Source organism: Neiella holothuriorum (genome assembly GCF_019457915.1).
Lineage (GTDB): Bacteria > Pseudomonadota > Gammaproteobacteria > Enterobacterales > Neiellaceae > Neiella > Neiella holothuriorum.
In genome coordinates, this window is record NZ_JAHZSS010000012.1 from 1 (window position 1) to 13,709 (window position 13,709).

Genomic DNA, 13,709 nt, shown 5'->3' on the forward strand with positions numbered 1-13,709 from the left:
GAGTGCGCTTTGTTTTTGAAGGGATTCGCTTTTCCATCATAGGTCTCCAATGTGTAAACCTATTTCAGGACGGGACAATCGATAATAAAAAGCCGGCTCAAGTGCCGGCTTTTTTTAGTTATTCACCTTTTAGGTGCTGATTAAAGAAATTCATAATGGTGTGGTTCAAATGAACTTTGGTTGCCTTGCCCCGCATGGAATGCTTAGCACCGGGATATGTCATCATGTCGAACCGTTTATTGTGTTTTTGCAAGTCGCTGAAGACTTTGGTCGCGTTGGTAAACAACACGTTGTCATCGGCCATGCCATGGTAAATCAATAACGGCTTCGATAAATTCTTTACGTATGGAAAAACCGAAGAGGCTTGGTAACCCTCGGCATTGGATTTAGGGTGGCCAAGATAACGCTCAGTGTAGTGCGTGTCGTAGAGCAGCCAGTCGGTCACTGGTGCTCCCGAAATACCCGCAGCAAATTCCTGACCTTGCTTGTACATCAAAATCTGCGCCATGTAGCCACCATAGCTATGACCAAAGACACCAATTTTGGCGCTATCGACATAAGGAAGCGATTTAAGGAATTCCACGCCCTTCAGTTGATCGGCCACTTCGACCACGCCTAAATGTTTATAAATTGGTGACTCGAACGCCTTGCCACGATTGTAACTACCGCGATTGTCCAATGAGAACACCACGTAGCCCTGCTCAACCCAATATTGGGTTAAAAACTGATTGCGGCTCCAACTGTTGGTGACTTGTTGGCCTACTTTGGGGCCACCGTAAACATACAGAATGACCGGTAGTTTCTGGTTTGACTTGAGGTTTCGCGGCTTATACAGCTCGTACAACAAGGTTTGGCCATCATCAGCAATTAGCTCGCCATATTCAGGCGTGACGATGCCATTCGCATAAGGTCCATAGGGGTGGTTGCTGTCGACTTTATTTTGCTCTAGCCACGCAATGTGTTTACCACTGGCGTTATGAACACTGACTTGAGGCAATACCGCATTGGAGGAAAAGTTATCAACGTAAATATCTCCTTCCTTGGCAAAATTTACTTTGTGGAATCCTGGACGGCTGCTCACCCGCTCTACATTGCCGCCTGTCATTGCTACGCGATACAAATGCTGTTCACGTGGCGTGTCTTTGCGACCGGTGAAATAAATTTTGCCGTTTTTCTGATCGATTCGTTTTAATGAATTGACGACCCACTGGCCCTGCGTCAACTGCCGCACCAATTGACCGTTGGTTTTGTATAAATAGAGATGTTTATAACCGTCGCGCTCCGACGCCCAGATAAAATGCTGCTTATCTTTTAAGAACCGCAAGTCGGCATGCAAATTAACCCAAGAGTCCGATGTTTCTTGGATCAAGGACTTACTTGTTTTGCTGACCAGATCATAGGCCATTAGGTCGAGCGTTTGTTGGTCGCGACTTTGATATTGATATGACAATTGTTGACTGTCGGCAAACCACTTCACGCGGGGTAAATAGAAATCTTTATCGCCACCCAAATCAACCCACTGGATGTTGCCAGTGTTGATGTTGCTGATTGCTAATTCAATCACCGCATTGGGCGTTCCTGCAGCAGGATAGCGCTGTTCGAACAGTTTTATTTGATCGGCGTAAATCTCATTCCGAACTTGAATTTCAACGTTACTTTCGTCGACTTTTGTAAAGGCGATGTGTGCTTCATCGGGCGACCACCAATAGCCGGTCATACGCCCCATTTCTTCTTGCGCAACAAACTCAGCCATTCCGTACTTAATCGAGCCGCCACCTTTGGTGGTAATGGCTTGCTCTTTGCCGCTCGCAATGTGCATTACATATAGGTTTTGATTGCGAATGTAAGAAATGTAATTGCCTTTGGGCGAGAATTTAACGTCGGTTTCGAACCCTTCAGTTTTGGTCAATTGCTTGGCTGTTGCGCCCGCTAAATCAAAGTAATAAACATCGCCAGCGAGCGGGAATAACAAGGCTTTGCCATCTGCTGACCAGTGGTATTCCATGATGCCTTTGCCATAAATACGCTGACGTTCGCGTCTGGCTTTTTCTTCGTCAGAAAGTTGTTCTGGCCCGCTATGAAGCGTGTTGGAATCAACGAGGATCCGCGTTTCACCACTATCGACGTGGTATTCCCACAAATCATAATGGTTATAGTCGGTATTACGCCCTTGCAAAAAAGTAACGCGCGCGCCGTCTGGAGCAACTTTTACACCGCGCATGCTTTTGCCTAACAGGGTTGGGTTATCGAAAATTCGTTCGATGGTTAACTGCTCGGCCTGAACCGATGCGCAAGCGAGTGCTGAAAAGCCGAACGCTAACGAAAGAAATTTGTTCATGAATGGTCATCAATTGATTGCTGTTATTCGTCAACACCATACTGACTGATAACTAGATGACAAGTGGTTACGCGAAGATTGTATGCAATTTATTTTATGATGCCCGATCAACTGAATCGAGCACCATCAAATAATTCGCTACCGAGAACCGGTTGGCAATGGCTCGGCATAGAGGTTGGTGTTAGTCACGGAAGTTTTCGAATTGTAACGGCTGCTCAGTGTCTGAGCCTTTAAGCAATGCCATGACCTGCTGCAAGTCGTCACGCTTTTTGCCGGTAACACGTAACTTTTCACCTTGAATGCTGGCCTGTACTTTCAGCTTGCTTTCTTTGATTTGCTTTACGAGTTTTTTGGCGTAAGCCTGCTCAATGCCTTGTTTAAATTGAATCGGCTGAGCATAAGTTTTACCCGTGTGATCCATTTTTCCTTTTTCCATTGAATTTGGATCGACATGACGTTTGGCTAAATTTTTACGAAGAATATCTTCCATTTGTTGTAGCTGGAAATCGGACTCAGTTTTCATTGTGACAACTGAGTCACTGTAGCTAAAAGACGCTTCTACGCCGCGAAAGTCAAACCGAGTCTCTAGCTCGCGTGAAGCATTCGCAACCGCGTTATTAAGTTCTACCTCATCGATTTCTGAAACAATGTCAAACGATGGCATAAATTACTCCGTATTAGTCATTAAAAAAGGCCAGTGCGCGTGAATGAACTGGCCATCTTGCAATTCTACCTCAAGCTCTAGGTGCCAAACCATATTTGGGCGCGTGCAAGCGATAATAAGAAGCTCACCTTCTAGCAAAGGATCTGCAGTACTTTGGGTCAACATAACCGGGATCTTTCCCATATACATGTCGGCGCCAACCAACTGAGCAGTAGTTTGGTTAATTTTCCAGTGCTTAGGGAACTCAATTTTAAATTTGATTGGTTGTTCAATCTTTAAAGGTTGACTGAGAATGATTTTTAACACCCCTTGATCTAGATCAAAACAGGTGCCGTTTTCGTTTAGGCAGTATTGATTTTGCGGCGGGGAAGTCTCCGGTGTACAAGCAAATAACAAAAATAAGCAAAAAAGTAAGCTAAGCGCTTGGGTTGCTGGGGGATTGAACTGGTTCTGGTTCATGCTATTTGTCAAGTTGAATCGGTCCGTAGGTTCGCTATCTTTTTATTGAGTTCTCACGTAGAATCGCGACGCTTTAACTGAAAGTTTACATCTTCTTTCAGTGCTTGGCGTTCGGAAGATTGTACTCCTAGAAGTGTCCTAACGTCAGGTGTTTAGCCTCTTTTTTATAACCCTAAACTAATAAATCACAGCAGCGGAAGCAGAGCTATGAGTGAGACACAGGCAACAGCCGTTGATTATAACTACAACGTCGTTCGCCAATTTACAGTTATGACTGTAATTTGGGGCATTGTAGGTATGGCAGTCGGCGTATTTATTGCAGCGCAGCTGTACTGGCCAGCACTAAACTTTGATGTGCCTTGGTTAACGTACAGTCGAATCAGACCCCTCCACACCAACGCAGTTATTTTTGCTTTTGGTGGTTGTGCATTGTTCGCAACTTCTTATTACGTGGTACAGCGTACCTGTCAGGCTAAATTGTTTGGTGGATGGCTCATCCCCTTTACGTTTTGGGGTTGGCAACTCGTTATTTTAAGTGCGGCTATCACCTTACCGCTTGGTATTTCTACTGCAAAAGAATATGCCGAGTTGGAATGGCCAATTGATATTTTGATTGCGCTCGTTTGGGTGTCATACGGTGTTGTGTTCTTCGGCACTATTATTAAGCGCCAAACGTCTCATATTTACGTAGCAAACTGGTTCTACGGTGCTTTTATTATCACCGTTGCGGTGTTGCATATTGTTAACTCAATGGCGATTCCGGTTTCCCTGTGGAAGTCTTACTCTATTTACCCTGGTGCTGTGGATGCCATGGTTCAGTGGTGGTATGGCCATAACGCGGTTGGCTTCTTCTTGACCGCAGGTTTCCTTGGCATGATGTACTACTTTGTGCCGAAGCAAGCCGGTCGCCCTGTTTACTCCTATCGTCTGTCTATTATTCACTTCTGGGCGTTGGTTTCGATTTATATTTGGGCCGGTCCGCACCACCTTCATTACACTGCATTGCCTGACTGGACTCAGTCGCTTGGCATGGTGATGTCTTTGATTCTGTTCGCGCCGTCATGGGGTGGAATGATCAACGGTATTATGACCCTGTCTGGTGCGTGGCATAAACTGCGTCATGATCCGGTATTACGCTTCTTGATCGTATCCTTGTCGTTCTACGGCATGTCGACGTTCGAAGGGCCGATGATGTCAATTAAGACAGTGAACGCCTTGTCACACTACACCGACTGGACCGTTGGTCACGTTCACTCCGGCGCATTGGGTTGGGTTGCAATGGTGTCAATTGGCGCTGTTTACCATCTGATCCCAGTACTGTTTGGTCACAAACGTATGTTTAGCGTGAAGCTGATCAATACTCACTTTTGGCTCGCCACAATTGGTGTTGTGCTTTACATCGTCGCGATGTGGATTGCCGGTGTTATGCAGGGCTTGATGTGGAGTGCGGTTAATGCTGACGGCACCCTAACCTACTCGTTTGTGGAAGCTCTGGAAGCGACCAAACCGTATTACTTGGTTCGTTTCATTGGTGGCGTGTTCTTTGTCGCCGGTATGTTGCTCATGGCCTACAACATGTTCAAAACCATCTTTGCGCCGAAAGGCACGCTCGATGATGTGCATGAAGAGCCTGCAATGGCACCTCAAGCAGCATAAGGAGTAGACAAATGAAATTTAACCACGAGTTTTTAGAAAAGAACATTGGCCTGATGGCTGTGTTCATCGTCATTGCTATTTCTTGGGGCGGTTTAGCGCAAATTACCCCGCTGCTGTTTTCCAAAGAAATCGTGACTCCAGTGCAGGGCTTAAAGCCCTACACTGCGCTTGAGATGGAAGGCCGAGATGTTTACATCCGTGAAGGTTGTAACTCTTGTCATAGCCAAATGATCCGTCCGTTTCGTGCTGAAACTGAGCGTTACGGCCACTACTCTGTTGCTGGTGAAAGCGTTTGGGAGCATCCATTCTTGTGGGGCTCTAAGCGTACTGGTCCTGATCTAGCACGCGTTGGCGGACGTTACAGTGATGAGTGGCACCGTGTTCACTTGATTGATCCACGTGCAGTCGTTCCAGAATCCAACATGCCTGGATTCCCTTGGTTGAATGAAACTGTGCTCGATGGCAAACAAACCGCGAAGAAATTGACAGTCTTCAAAGATATGTTCGGCGTGCCTTATACGGATGAAGACATTGCCAATGCTGAGGCTGATGTGGCCGGTAAGACTGAATTGGATGCACTCGTTGCATACTTACAGTCGCTGGGCACTGCCCTCAAGTGAGGTAAATCATGAGTTACGGCGATTTTCAAGGCATTATCACATTGGTTTTAATGGCTATATTCATTGGTATTGTGCTGTGGGCTTATAGCTCACGGCGCAAAAAAGCCTTTGATGAAGCCGCAAATCTAGTGTTTGCCGACGAACAAACGGAACAAAAACAATCAAATAATAAGCGGGAGCCAGACACACATGACTAGTTTCTGGAGCGTTGTAGTAACGTTAATTACATTAGGAAGTATCGGCGCATTCGCCTACCTACTGTGGGTTTGTGCAACCAATCGCATGGGTAAGCCTGAAGGCGAATCCATGGGCCACGAGTTTGATGGCATTGAAGAACTCAATAGTGATCTGCCGAAATGGTGGACCTACATGTTTGTTGTCACCATTCTTTTTGGCTTAGGTTATCTGGTGCTGTTCCCGGGCTTGGGTAATTTCTCGGGCGTGTTGAACTGGACCTCAGCTAATAAGCAAATCACGTCTTTGGAAGAATCGCGCGCAGCCGTGGCCAATACCAATGGTATGGTTCAGTACGACCAAGAAGTCAGCGATGCAAACGCCAAGTTTGCGCCGATTTTTGAAGCCTTTGCTGCACAGCCTGTTGCCGAACTTGCGTACAACGAAGAAGCAATCAAAATCGGTAAGCGCCTGTTCTTACAAAACTGTTCTCAGTGTCACGGCTCTGACGCAGGTGGTACCACAGGCTTTCCAAATTTGAACGATGACAAATGGAATTGGGGTGGCTCTCCTGAAAAAATCAAGGAAACCATCATGCATGGCCGCGTTGCTGCGATGGCAGCATGGGGCGATGTGTTAGGCGATGAAGGCGTTGATGCTGTCGTTGAATACGTGCTGTCCTTGTCTGGTCGTCGTGGTTTAGACGTTAAATTGGTTGAGCTAGGCAAATCTAAGTTTGGTTTGTGTGCGGCTTGTCATGGCCCTGATGGCACCGGTAACGAAATGTTTGGTGCTCCTGACTTAACCGATCAGACATGGTTGTATGGTGGTTCTCGCCTAGCGATCGAAGAGTCTGTACGTAACGGTCGAGCTGGCGTTATGCCGGCGTGGGATCCAATTTTGGGTGAGGATAAAGTACACGTGCTCTCTGCATATGTGTTCCGTTTATCCAATCCAAATAAATAAACTGGGTACACCACCAGAAACGCCCCTTCTGGGGCGTTTTTTATATCAGAAACACGTACACTAACGGCGTTTAATTTGACGTCTGAATCCGGAGTATGAATGTCCGTGGATACAAAGCCTTGGTATAAACAATTTTGGCCGTGGTTCATTTTGGCCTTTCCATTATCTGCAGTTGTAGCTTGTTTCGTTACCCTGTTTATTTTCTTAGGTGCGCAGCCAGATATGGTAGTTGATGACTACTATAAAAAAGGCAAAGCGATTAATTTTCAAAAAGAAAAGCAAAGTGCTGCTTTAGATTTGGGCTTGTCCGCTGCCGTGGAAATTACTGACGCTCAAATTACCCTTCGCTTTGAAGCAAATGAAGACGCCTTAGATGGCTCAGCGTTACAACTCGACTTTTACCATACGACGCAGGCTAAACGTGATTTTTCAGTATTAGCAGTGCTCAACGGTAAAGGTGAATACGTTGCGCCCTTACCTAAAACAATTGTTAATAAGTGGCAATTGTCCATCATGCCGTTTGATCAGCGCTGGCGTTTACGCAAAACCATCTCGTTGCCGCATCCGGGCGAAATTAACATCGATCCACTTAGCCACTAGTCGCACTTGATTGATGACTGACTCTCGCTGCTTTCATTGTCATGAGGCAATCCCTGATAACACCGATTTAACGGTAGATATTCTTGGTCAGCCAAGGCACATGTGTTGCTTAGGCTGCCATGCCGTTGCTGAATCTATCGTTGAAGCGGGCCTCACTGATTACTATAAACATCGCAGTGACGTCGCCGACAAAATCGAAGGTGAGCTCGTCCCAACCGCATTGCGTGAGCAATTTGAACAGCTCGATCTAGATGTGGTTCAGGACGAATTTTGTACGGTAGAAGTCGATTCTAAGGAAGCCTTGCTGTCGTTAGATGGTGTCCGCTGTGCCGCCTGTGCTTGGTTGATTGAAAAGCACTTGTCTAGGCAAGCTGGCGTGGTTCGCGCAACGGTCAATTCATCAACCCACCGCTTACTACTGCGCTGGGATTCAAGCACCACAAAACTAAGCGCTTTACTGTTATCCCTCGCCAATCTGGGTTATCAAGCTCTTCCTTATGATCAAGACGCTGAAGACAGCAGTTTCTTAAAGCAAAAGAAAAATTACCTGATCCGAATAGGGCTTTCGGCGTTGGCAAGCATGCAAGTTATGATGTTTGCTGTTGCACTCTATTTTGGCGTGCTTGATATGGAGCCTCATCAGCAAGCTTATTTGCGATGGGTTTCTTTATTAATGGCAACGCCGGTCATTCTCTACGCCGCACTACCATTTTATTTCTCCGCCGCAACGAGTATCAAGGCTGGGCATCCGAACATGGATGTCCCCGTCTCGCTAGCGCTTATTCTTGCCTTCACAGCGAGTGCCTATGCGACGTGGCAGCACACGGGTGAGGTGTACTTCGAATCTATCTCGATGTTTACGTTTTTCCTGCTTTTGGGACGATATGCCGAACTCGTTGCTCGTCATAAAGCAAACGCCAGAGCGGCCAATGCGGTGAAGTTATTACCGGCTGTGGTGCATCGTGTGTCGTCAGAAAGTGTAGAAACGGTTCCGGTCAAACAACTTGTTGTTGGCGATTTACTGCTGCTAAAACCAGGCGAAACCTTGGCAGTTGATGGTGACATCGAAAAAGGCAATAGTCACGTTGATTTGTCGGTGCTGACCGGCGAGCACGCGCCGATTGCCAAAGGCCCTTCAGATCCAGTGTTTGCCGGCACCATTAACCTCGATCAGCCGTTGTACGTTCGAGTGACCGAGATTCGAGACACCATGGTCGCTTCCATTGTGCGGTTACAAGAACAAGCATTAGCTTCGCGCTCTCGCCCCGTTGTCTTCGCTGACAAAGTAGCTCGCTACTTTATTGTCGCTTTATTAGTTGTAGCTGCTCTAACAGCGACGTTTTGGTGGCACTACCAACCCGAGCATGCGCTATGGGTTACTTTGGCGGTGTTGGTTGCTACTTGCCCTTGTGCGCTGTCCCTAGCAACACCTACCGCGATCACCTCAGGTATTACACGCTTAGGTGCCAGCGGTGTGATTGCTAAAACTGCAGATGTACTTGAAAACCTCGCAACCATTGATCGGGTTGCCTTTGATAAAACAGGCACCCTCACCCACGGTCAGTTGCAATTAACCGAGGTTCATCTCTTTGGTGACAAGCTCAAATCAATACCGCCACTCGCGGTTGCGGCAGCGTTAGAGTCTCATGCCAATCATCCGTTAGCAGAAGCCATCATCCGTAAAGCAACGACGGAACAATTAATATGGTCTACGGCGCAAAACTTACAAGCGGTCGCGGGTTTTGGGATAACTGGATTTGTAGATGGTAAGCAATATTTTTTGGGCAGCCGATCTTATATCGCCAAGCAGCTTAACTTAGCAAACGATGTGCCTTCACATCGCGTGTTGCTGGCATCAGAGCACGAGGCGATTGCCGGTTTTGATCTTGACGATACCATCAAAAATGATGCGCATACGCTCATTACCAAGTTGCATGAACAAGGGATTCAAACGGCCGTCATTAGCGGCGATCAAACCTCTCATACGGAGCAGTTAGCGAGCTCTCTTAACATTCAAGTCGCTGCTGGCGCTTGCTCTCCCAAAGATAAGCAAAGCTGGGTAGCTGCGCGTCAAGCAGAGGGCGAACGTGTGTTGATGATTGGCGATGGCATTAACGATAGTCCTGTGTTGGCACAATCTAATGCATCGATTGCTATTGCTACCGGCACTGACATTGCGAAGCGCAGCGCCGATGCGGTATTGGTGGGCGAGCGTCTAACTCCCATCGTTACAGCCATCAATATAGCCAAGCATACTCGTCGGATTATCCGTCAAAACTTAGCGTGGGCATTGGGTTACAATCTTGTAGTGTTGCCATTGGCTGTATCGGGTATGCTACCGCCCTATATTGCTGTTGTTGGCATGTCGGCTTCCAGCCTTATTGTGGTTGTAAACGCCATGCGTATTGAACGCTTAAAGAGTTGAATCATGGCCATCATTTACGTCCTTATTCCTATTGCCATCTTATTTGTGTTTGTTGCTATAGGGGTGTTTATTTGGGCGGTTAAATCCGATCAATTCGATGATTTAGAACGCCATGGCACCAGTGTTCTATTTGATGATGATGAACCAAAATCAAAGCAAGCCGCTCCCCCAAAATCTCCCAACAACCCGCCTAACGATAAACCATGATTGATTGGACATTTGTATCAAGTTTGTTTGTCATTGGGCTGCTTGGATCTGGCCATTGCATTGGTATGTGCGGCGGTTTGTCGGTCGCTTTTAATCTAGGCAGTCAAGGCTCTCAAACCCAGCGTTTGGTGCTGCTTTTTGTTGCGCAGATGGGGCGGCTAACTAGTTATGCGTTCATTGGCGCATTATTTGGCTGGTCATTGAGTTTGCTTCAGCATTTTTTCGACGCCAAGGTGATGCTGATGAGCTTGCGCGTGTTTGCAAATGTGATGCTCATATTAATGGGGCTTTACGTTGCGCGCTGGTGGTTTGGGCTGGCGAAATTAGAAGCGTTAGCCAAACCAATCTGGCAACGGATTAAACCTCAACAGCAACGCTTTTTACCGATAAAGAATGCTAAAGGTGCGTTTGTCGTTGGTTTATGTTGGGGCTGGTTGCCGTGTGGCTTGGTATACTCTGCATTAGCGACGTCAGTCTCTCAAGCTAATGCTGCCAACGCAGCCATGGCGATGTTGATGTTTGGTTTAGGTACTCTACCGTCGGTGTGGTTAACCGGTGCGGGGGCTTCGATATTTAAAAAGCTTTTGAATCAGCAAATATTTAGAACAGTCGCAGGCCTTATGTTGATCATATTTGCCAGCAATCAGCTATTCCAACTCATCTAGTAGATTGACTATTTAACAATGAATCGTGTTAACATGAGTAAGTTAGGCCGGCTAAATATAGAATTAGTGGAATCCTTTATATGACTTCAGCAAAGCGACCTTTTTCAGGTGGATGTGGTGCAATTCATTGTCAGAACTGCAGCATCAGTCAATTGTGCATCCCCTACTCGCTTAATTCCAATGAGTTAGATCAACTTGACGACATTATTGAACGAAAAAAGCCAATTCATAAGGGAGATGAGCTATTTAAGGCCGGTGACCACCTACGCAGCCTTTATGCAATTCGCTCTGGCTCAGTAAAATCCTATACCATCACTGAGAACGGTGAAGAGCAAATCACCGGCTTCCATTTAGCAGGTGATTTGGTTGGGTTTGATGCCATTTCTAAAGAGCATCACCCAAGCTTTGCCGAAGCGCTCGAAACCTCAATGGTTTGTGAAATTCCATATGAGACGTTAGACGAGCTGTGCGGCAAAATGCCGAAATTGCGTCAACAAATTTTACGTTTGATGAGCACTGAAATCGGTGCTGATCAAAACATGTTGTTGCTGCTGAGTAAAAAGAGCGCTGAAGAACGGCTTGCATCGTTTATTTACGAACTATCCCGCCGTTTTGGCGAACGTGGTTTTTCCAGCCGAGAATTCCGTTTGACCATGACCCGTGGCGATATCGGTAACTACTTAGGCTTGACGGTAGAAACCATTAGCCGGTTACTAGGCCGCTTTCAAAAAGCTGGCATGATCGCGGTTCAAGGTAAGTACATCACTGTACTTGATATTCAAACACTAGCGTTAGCTGCAGGTCGACAACCTGCTGATCAAGCTGAAGTTGGTTAGTTTTAAGTAATTTGTATCACAGCTCACAAAGGCGCCAACTTCCCGGCGCCTTTTTTGATCCCCCTCAATGGGTACCCCAACTCAACCACCTAATTATTGCTATGGTTAGATTGAATTGATCCCTGAATATCAGGAGTTAAACCATGGACAACTACAAAAAATTTTTGGTTGTAATCGATCCTACCTCTGATGAACAACCAGCCCTCTCAAGAGCTTTTCAACTTGCGGCCAAAACCGGAGCATCGGTCCACGCATTTCTATCGATTTATGATTTTTCTTATGAAATGACCACCATGCTGTCAGTGCAAGAACGCGAAGCCATGCGCGAAACCGTGATCGACAGTCAGCGTGACTGGCTAGCAGAAGTGCTCGCAAAATATCAAACCGATGTGAACTGTGAAATTCATGTGGTGTGGCATAACCGGCCATTTGAAGCCGTGATCCATCATGCGCTACGGTGTGGTATGGATTTGATCATTAAAGCGACACGAGCTCACGATTCGTTAAAGTCGGTGATCTTCACGCCTACTGATTGGCACCTGCTCCGCAAAGCCCCTGTGCCGGTGTTGTTGGTCAAAGAGCATGAATGGCCAGAAAACGGCAAAGTTATTGCCGCAGTTGATGCAGGTAATCACGAAGATTCACACGCTGGTCTCAATCAGGTGATTGTGAAGAAAGCTAAAAATTTAGCGAGCCTGATCAACGCGGAAACCCATTTAGTCAATTCTTATCCTGGGGCACCGCTTAACATTTCAGTTGAGATCCCCGATTTTGATCCCGAGTCCTACAACAATGCAGTGAAGAAGCACCACGAAAGCGAACTTCGCAAATTAGCGGAAGAAGCCGCTATTAACGCCGAATGTTGTCACGTTGGTGAAGGGCTACCTGAAGATGTTATTCCTGCTTATGCACGTAACATTGATGCAGAGCTTGTCGTCATGGGGACGGTTGGCCGTACAGGTCTTTCGGCTGCGTTGATCGGCAACACTGCCGAGCATGTGATTGACCAACTTAACTGCGATGTGCTGGCCATCAAGCCCGAGGGTTTTGAATGTCCCATTAAATTGGGTTAACACCTGTAAAACAGGGGGCATGAGTTTACTTGGTTTCGACGATGCGTATAATACCGTCGATTTTTCCACCAGGTAGGCATCATGACCCCCAAATCAAAATACAACGCCAATAAACTTGAAAAACGCTTACGCCGCAATGTTGGTAAAGCGATAGAAGACTTCAATATGATTGAAGATGGCGATCGTGTCATGGTGTGTTTATCAGGCGGCAAAGACAGTTATGCCCTACTCGATATCTTACTGAAACTACGCAGCCACGCGCCGATTCACTTCGACATATTTGCGGTAAATCTCGACCAAAAGCAGCCCGGCTTTCCCGATCATATTCTGCCTGAATATCTCAATGGTCTTGGTATCGAGTACAAGATTGTTGAAGAAGATACTTACAGTATCGTCAAAGATAAAATTCCCGAAGGCAAAACGACCTGCTCGCTTTGCTCGCGTTTGCGCCGCGGCATTTTGTATAAAACAGCTAAGCAAATGGGCGCTACAAAAATTGCACTAGGCCACCATCGCGACGACATGTTGGAAACCATGTTTCTTAATATGTTTTATGGTGGGCGTTTGAAGTCAATGCCGGCAAAACTTGTGTCCGATGATGGACAGCACACGGTGATCCGGCCGTTAGCCTATTGCAAAGAAGCTGACTTGATCCGTTATGGTGATATTCAGCAGTTTCCGATCATTCCCTGTAACTTATGTGGCTCGCAAGATAATCTGCAACGGCAAGCGGTCAAGGGCATGCTCCAAGATTGGGACCGTCGCTTCCCCGGGCGAAGCGAAACTATTTTCAAAGCGATGCAAAATGTTGTGCCGAGTCATTTGGCCGATAGAAGTCTGTTCGATTTTATCAACATGAAGCCTACGGGTGAGGCAAACGAGAATGGTGATATGGCATTTGATCCGCCAGAATTTAGCGAGTCAGAATCAGACGACAACAATCAATCTGATGTACATATTGTCGAGTTAACCTAACGAATTGAACTCGCAACGTTATTGCTGGCGACGAATTCAGTCGCCAGCATC

14 protein-coding genes are annotated in these 13,709 nt (G+C 46.6%); 11 read left to right on the forward strand and 3 right to left on the reverse strand.

Going from position 1 to position 13,709, the window contains the following annotated elements:
• Positions 1-118: 118 nt before the first annotated feature.
• The 3 genes from K0504_RS10700 to K0504_RS10710 form a co-directional block, all read right to left on the reverse strand.
• Entirely contained in the window at positions 119-2,338 is a 2,220-nt protein-coding gene (locus K0504_RS10700; RefSeq protein ID WP_220104188.1) for a S9 family peptidase, read from the reverse strand.
• Between the two features lie 181 nt (positions 2,339-2,519).
• Positions 2,520-3,002 (reverse strand): YajQ family cyclic di-GMP-binding protein, encoded by a 483-nt coding sequence (locus K0504_RS10705; RefSeq protein ID WP_220104189.1) that lies wholly within the window; start codon positions 3,000-3,002, stop codon positions 2,520-2,522.
• A gap of 3 nt (positions 3,003-3,005) precedes the next feature.
• Complete coding sequence (locus K0504_RS10710) at positions 3,006-3,461, reverse strand: hypothetical protein (RefSeq protein ID WP_220104190.1); 456 nt, start codon at positions 3,459-3,461, stop codon at positions 3,006-3,008.
• 207 nt (positions 3,462-3,668) lie between these two features.
• Here K0504_RS10710 and ccoN point away from each other — a divergent pair, with 207 nt between their 5' ends.
• From ccoN to ttcA, 11 genes are all read left to right on the forward strand, one after another.
• Positions 3,669-5,117, forward strand: a complete 1,449-nt coding sequence (ccoN, locus tag K0504_RS10715) for a cytochrome-c oxidase, cbb3-type subunit I (protein ID WP_220104191.1) — start codon at positions 3,669-3,671, stop codon at positions 5,115-5,117.
• Positions 5,118-5,128: 11 nt separating this feature from the next.
• A complete protein-coding gene (gene ccoO / locus K0504_RS10720; protein WP_220104192.1) occupies positions 5,129-5,737 on the forward strand; it encodes a cytochrome-c oxidase, cbb3-type subunit II in 609 nt (202 codons plus the stop codon).
• Positions 5,738-5,745: 8 nt separating this feature from the next.
• On the forward strand, positions 5,746-5,934 hold the full coding sequence (locus tag K0504_RS10725; protein ID WP_220104193.1) for a cbb3-type cytochrome oxidase subunit 3: 189 nt from the start codon (positions 5,746-5,748) through the stop codon (positions 5,932-5,934).
• Positions 5,927-6,877, forward strand: coding sequence for a cytochrome-c oxidase, cbb3-type subunit III (ccoP, locus tag K0504_RS10730; RefSeq protein ID WP_220104194.1), 951 nt, complete (start codon positions 5,927-5,929; stop codon positions 6,875-6,877). Before K0504_RS10725 ends, ccoP begins: the two co-directional genes overlap by 8 nt.
• Positions 6,878-6,976: 99 nt before the next feature.
• Positions 6,977-7,477 carry a FixH family protein gene (locus K0504_RS10735; RefSeq protein ID WP_220104195.1) on the forward strand — a complete coding sequence of 167 codons (501 nt, stop codon included), beginning with the start codon at positions 6,977-6,979 and terminating at the stop codon, positions 7,475-7,477.
• Positions 7,478-7,490: 13 nt separating this feature from the next.
• On the forward strand, positions 7,491-9,902 hold the full coding sequence (locus K0504_RS10740) for a heavy metal translocating P-type ATPase (protein ID WP_220104196.1): 2,412 nt from the start codon (positions 7,491-7,493) through the stop codon (positions 9,900-9,902).
• Between the two features lie 3 nt (positions 9,903-9,905).
• Positions 9,906-10,109 carry a cbb3-type cytochrome oxidase assembly protein CcoS gene (gene ccoS, locus K0504_RS10745; RefSeq protein ID WP_220104197.1) on the forward strand — a complete coding sequence of 68 codons (204 nt, stop codon included), beginning with the start codon at positions 9,906-9,908 and terminating at the stop codon, positions 10,107-10,109.
• Positions 10,106-10,774 (forward strand): sulfite exporter TauE/SafE family protein, encoded by a 669-nt coding sequence (locus K0504_RS10750; RefSeq protein ID WP_220104198.1) that lies wholly within the window; start codon positions 10,106-10,108, stop codon positions 10,772-10,774. Before ccoS ends, K0504_RS10750 begins: the two co-directional genes overlap by 4 nt.
• Before the next feature lie 80 nt (positions 10,775-10,854).
• The gene (locus K0504_RS10755; RefSeq protein WP_220104199.1) at positions 10,855-11,610 is read left to right on the forward strand and encodes an FNR family transcription factor; all 756 of its coding nucleotides are present in this window, start codon (positions 10,855-10,857) and stop codon (positions 11,608-11,610) included.
• 143 nt (positions 11,611-11,753) lie between these two features.
• Complete coding sequence (gene uspE, locus K0504_RS10760) at positions 11,754-12,683, forward strand: universal stress protein UspE (protein ID WP_220104200.1); 930 nt, start codon at positions 11,754-11,756, stop codon at positions 12,681-12,683.
• Positions 12,684-12,764: 81 nt separating this feature from the next.
• Entirely contained in the window at positions 12,765-13,658 is an 894-nt protein-coding gene (gene ttcA / locus K0504_RS10765; RefSeq protein WP_220104201.1) for a tRNA 2-thiocytidine(32) synthetase TtcA, read from the forward strand.
• Positions 13,659-13,709: the final 51 nt, after the last annotated feature.

Coding starts and splice junctions, on each gene's coding strand:
- K0504_RS10700 (WP_220104188.1), bottom strand. CDS start 2,338: ATGAACAAATTTCTTTCGTTAGCGTTCGGCTTTTCAGCACTCGCTTGC.
- K0504_RS10705 (WP_220104189.1), bottom strand. CDS start 3,002: ATGCCATCGTTTGACATTGTTTCAGAAATCGATGAGGTAGAACTTAAT.
- K0504_RS10710 (WP_220104190.1), bottom strand. CDS start 3,461: ATGAACCAGAACCAGTTCAATCCCCCAGCAACCCAAGCGCTTAGCTTA.
- ccoN (WP_220104191.1), top strand. CDS start 3,669: ATGAGTGAGACACAGGCAACAGCCGTTGATTATAACTACAACGTCGTT.
- ccoO (WP_220104192.1), top strand. CDS start 5,129: ATGAAATTTAACCACGAGTTTTTAGAAAAGAACATTGGCCTGATGGCT.
- K0504_RS10725 (WP_220104193.1), top strand. CDS start 5,746: ATGAGTTACGGCGATTTTCAAGGCATTATCACATTGGTTTTAATGGCT.
- ccoP (WP_220104194.1), top strand. CDS start 5,927: ATGACTAGTTTCTGGAGCGTTGTAGTAACGTTAATTACATTAGGAAGT.
- K0504_RS10735 (WP_220104195.1), top strand. CDS start 6,977: ATGTCCGTGGATACAAAGCCTTGGTATAAACAATTTTGGCCGTGGTTC.
- K0504_RS10740 (WP_220104196.1), top strand. CDS start 7,491: ATGACTGACTCTCGCTGCTTTCATTGTCATGAGGCAATCCCTGATAAC.
- ccoS (WP_220104197.1), top strand. CDS start 9,906: ATGGCCATCATTTACGTCCTTATTCCTATTGCCATCTTATTTGTGTTT.
- K0504_RS10750 (WP_220104198.1), top strand. CDS start 10,106: ATGATTGATTGGACATTTGTATCAAGTTTGTTTGTCATTGGGCTGCTT.
- K0504_RS10755 (WP_220104199.1), top strand. CDS start 10,855: ATGACTTCAGCAAAGCGACCTTTTTCAGGTGGATGTGGTGCAATTCAT.
- uspE (WP_220104200.1), top strand. CDS start 11,754: ATGGACAACTACAAAAAATTTTTGGTTGTAATCGATCCTACCTCTGAT.
- ttcA (WP_220104201.1), top strand. CDS start 12,765: ATGACCCCCAAATCAAAATACAACGCCAATAAACTTGAAAAACGCTTA.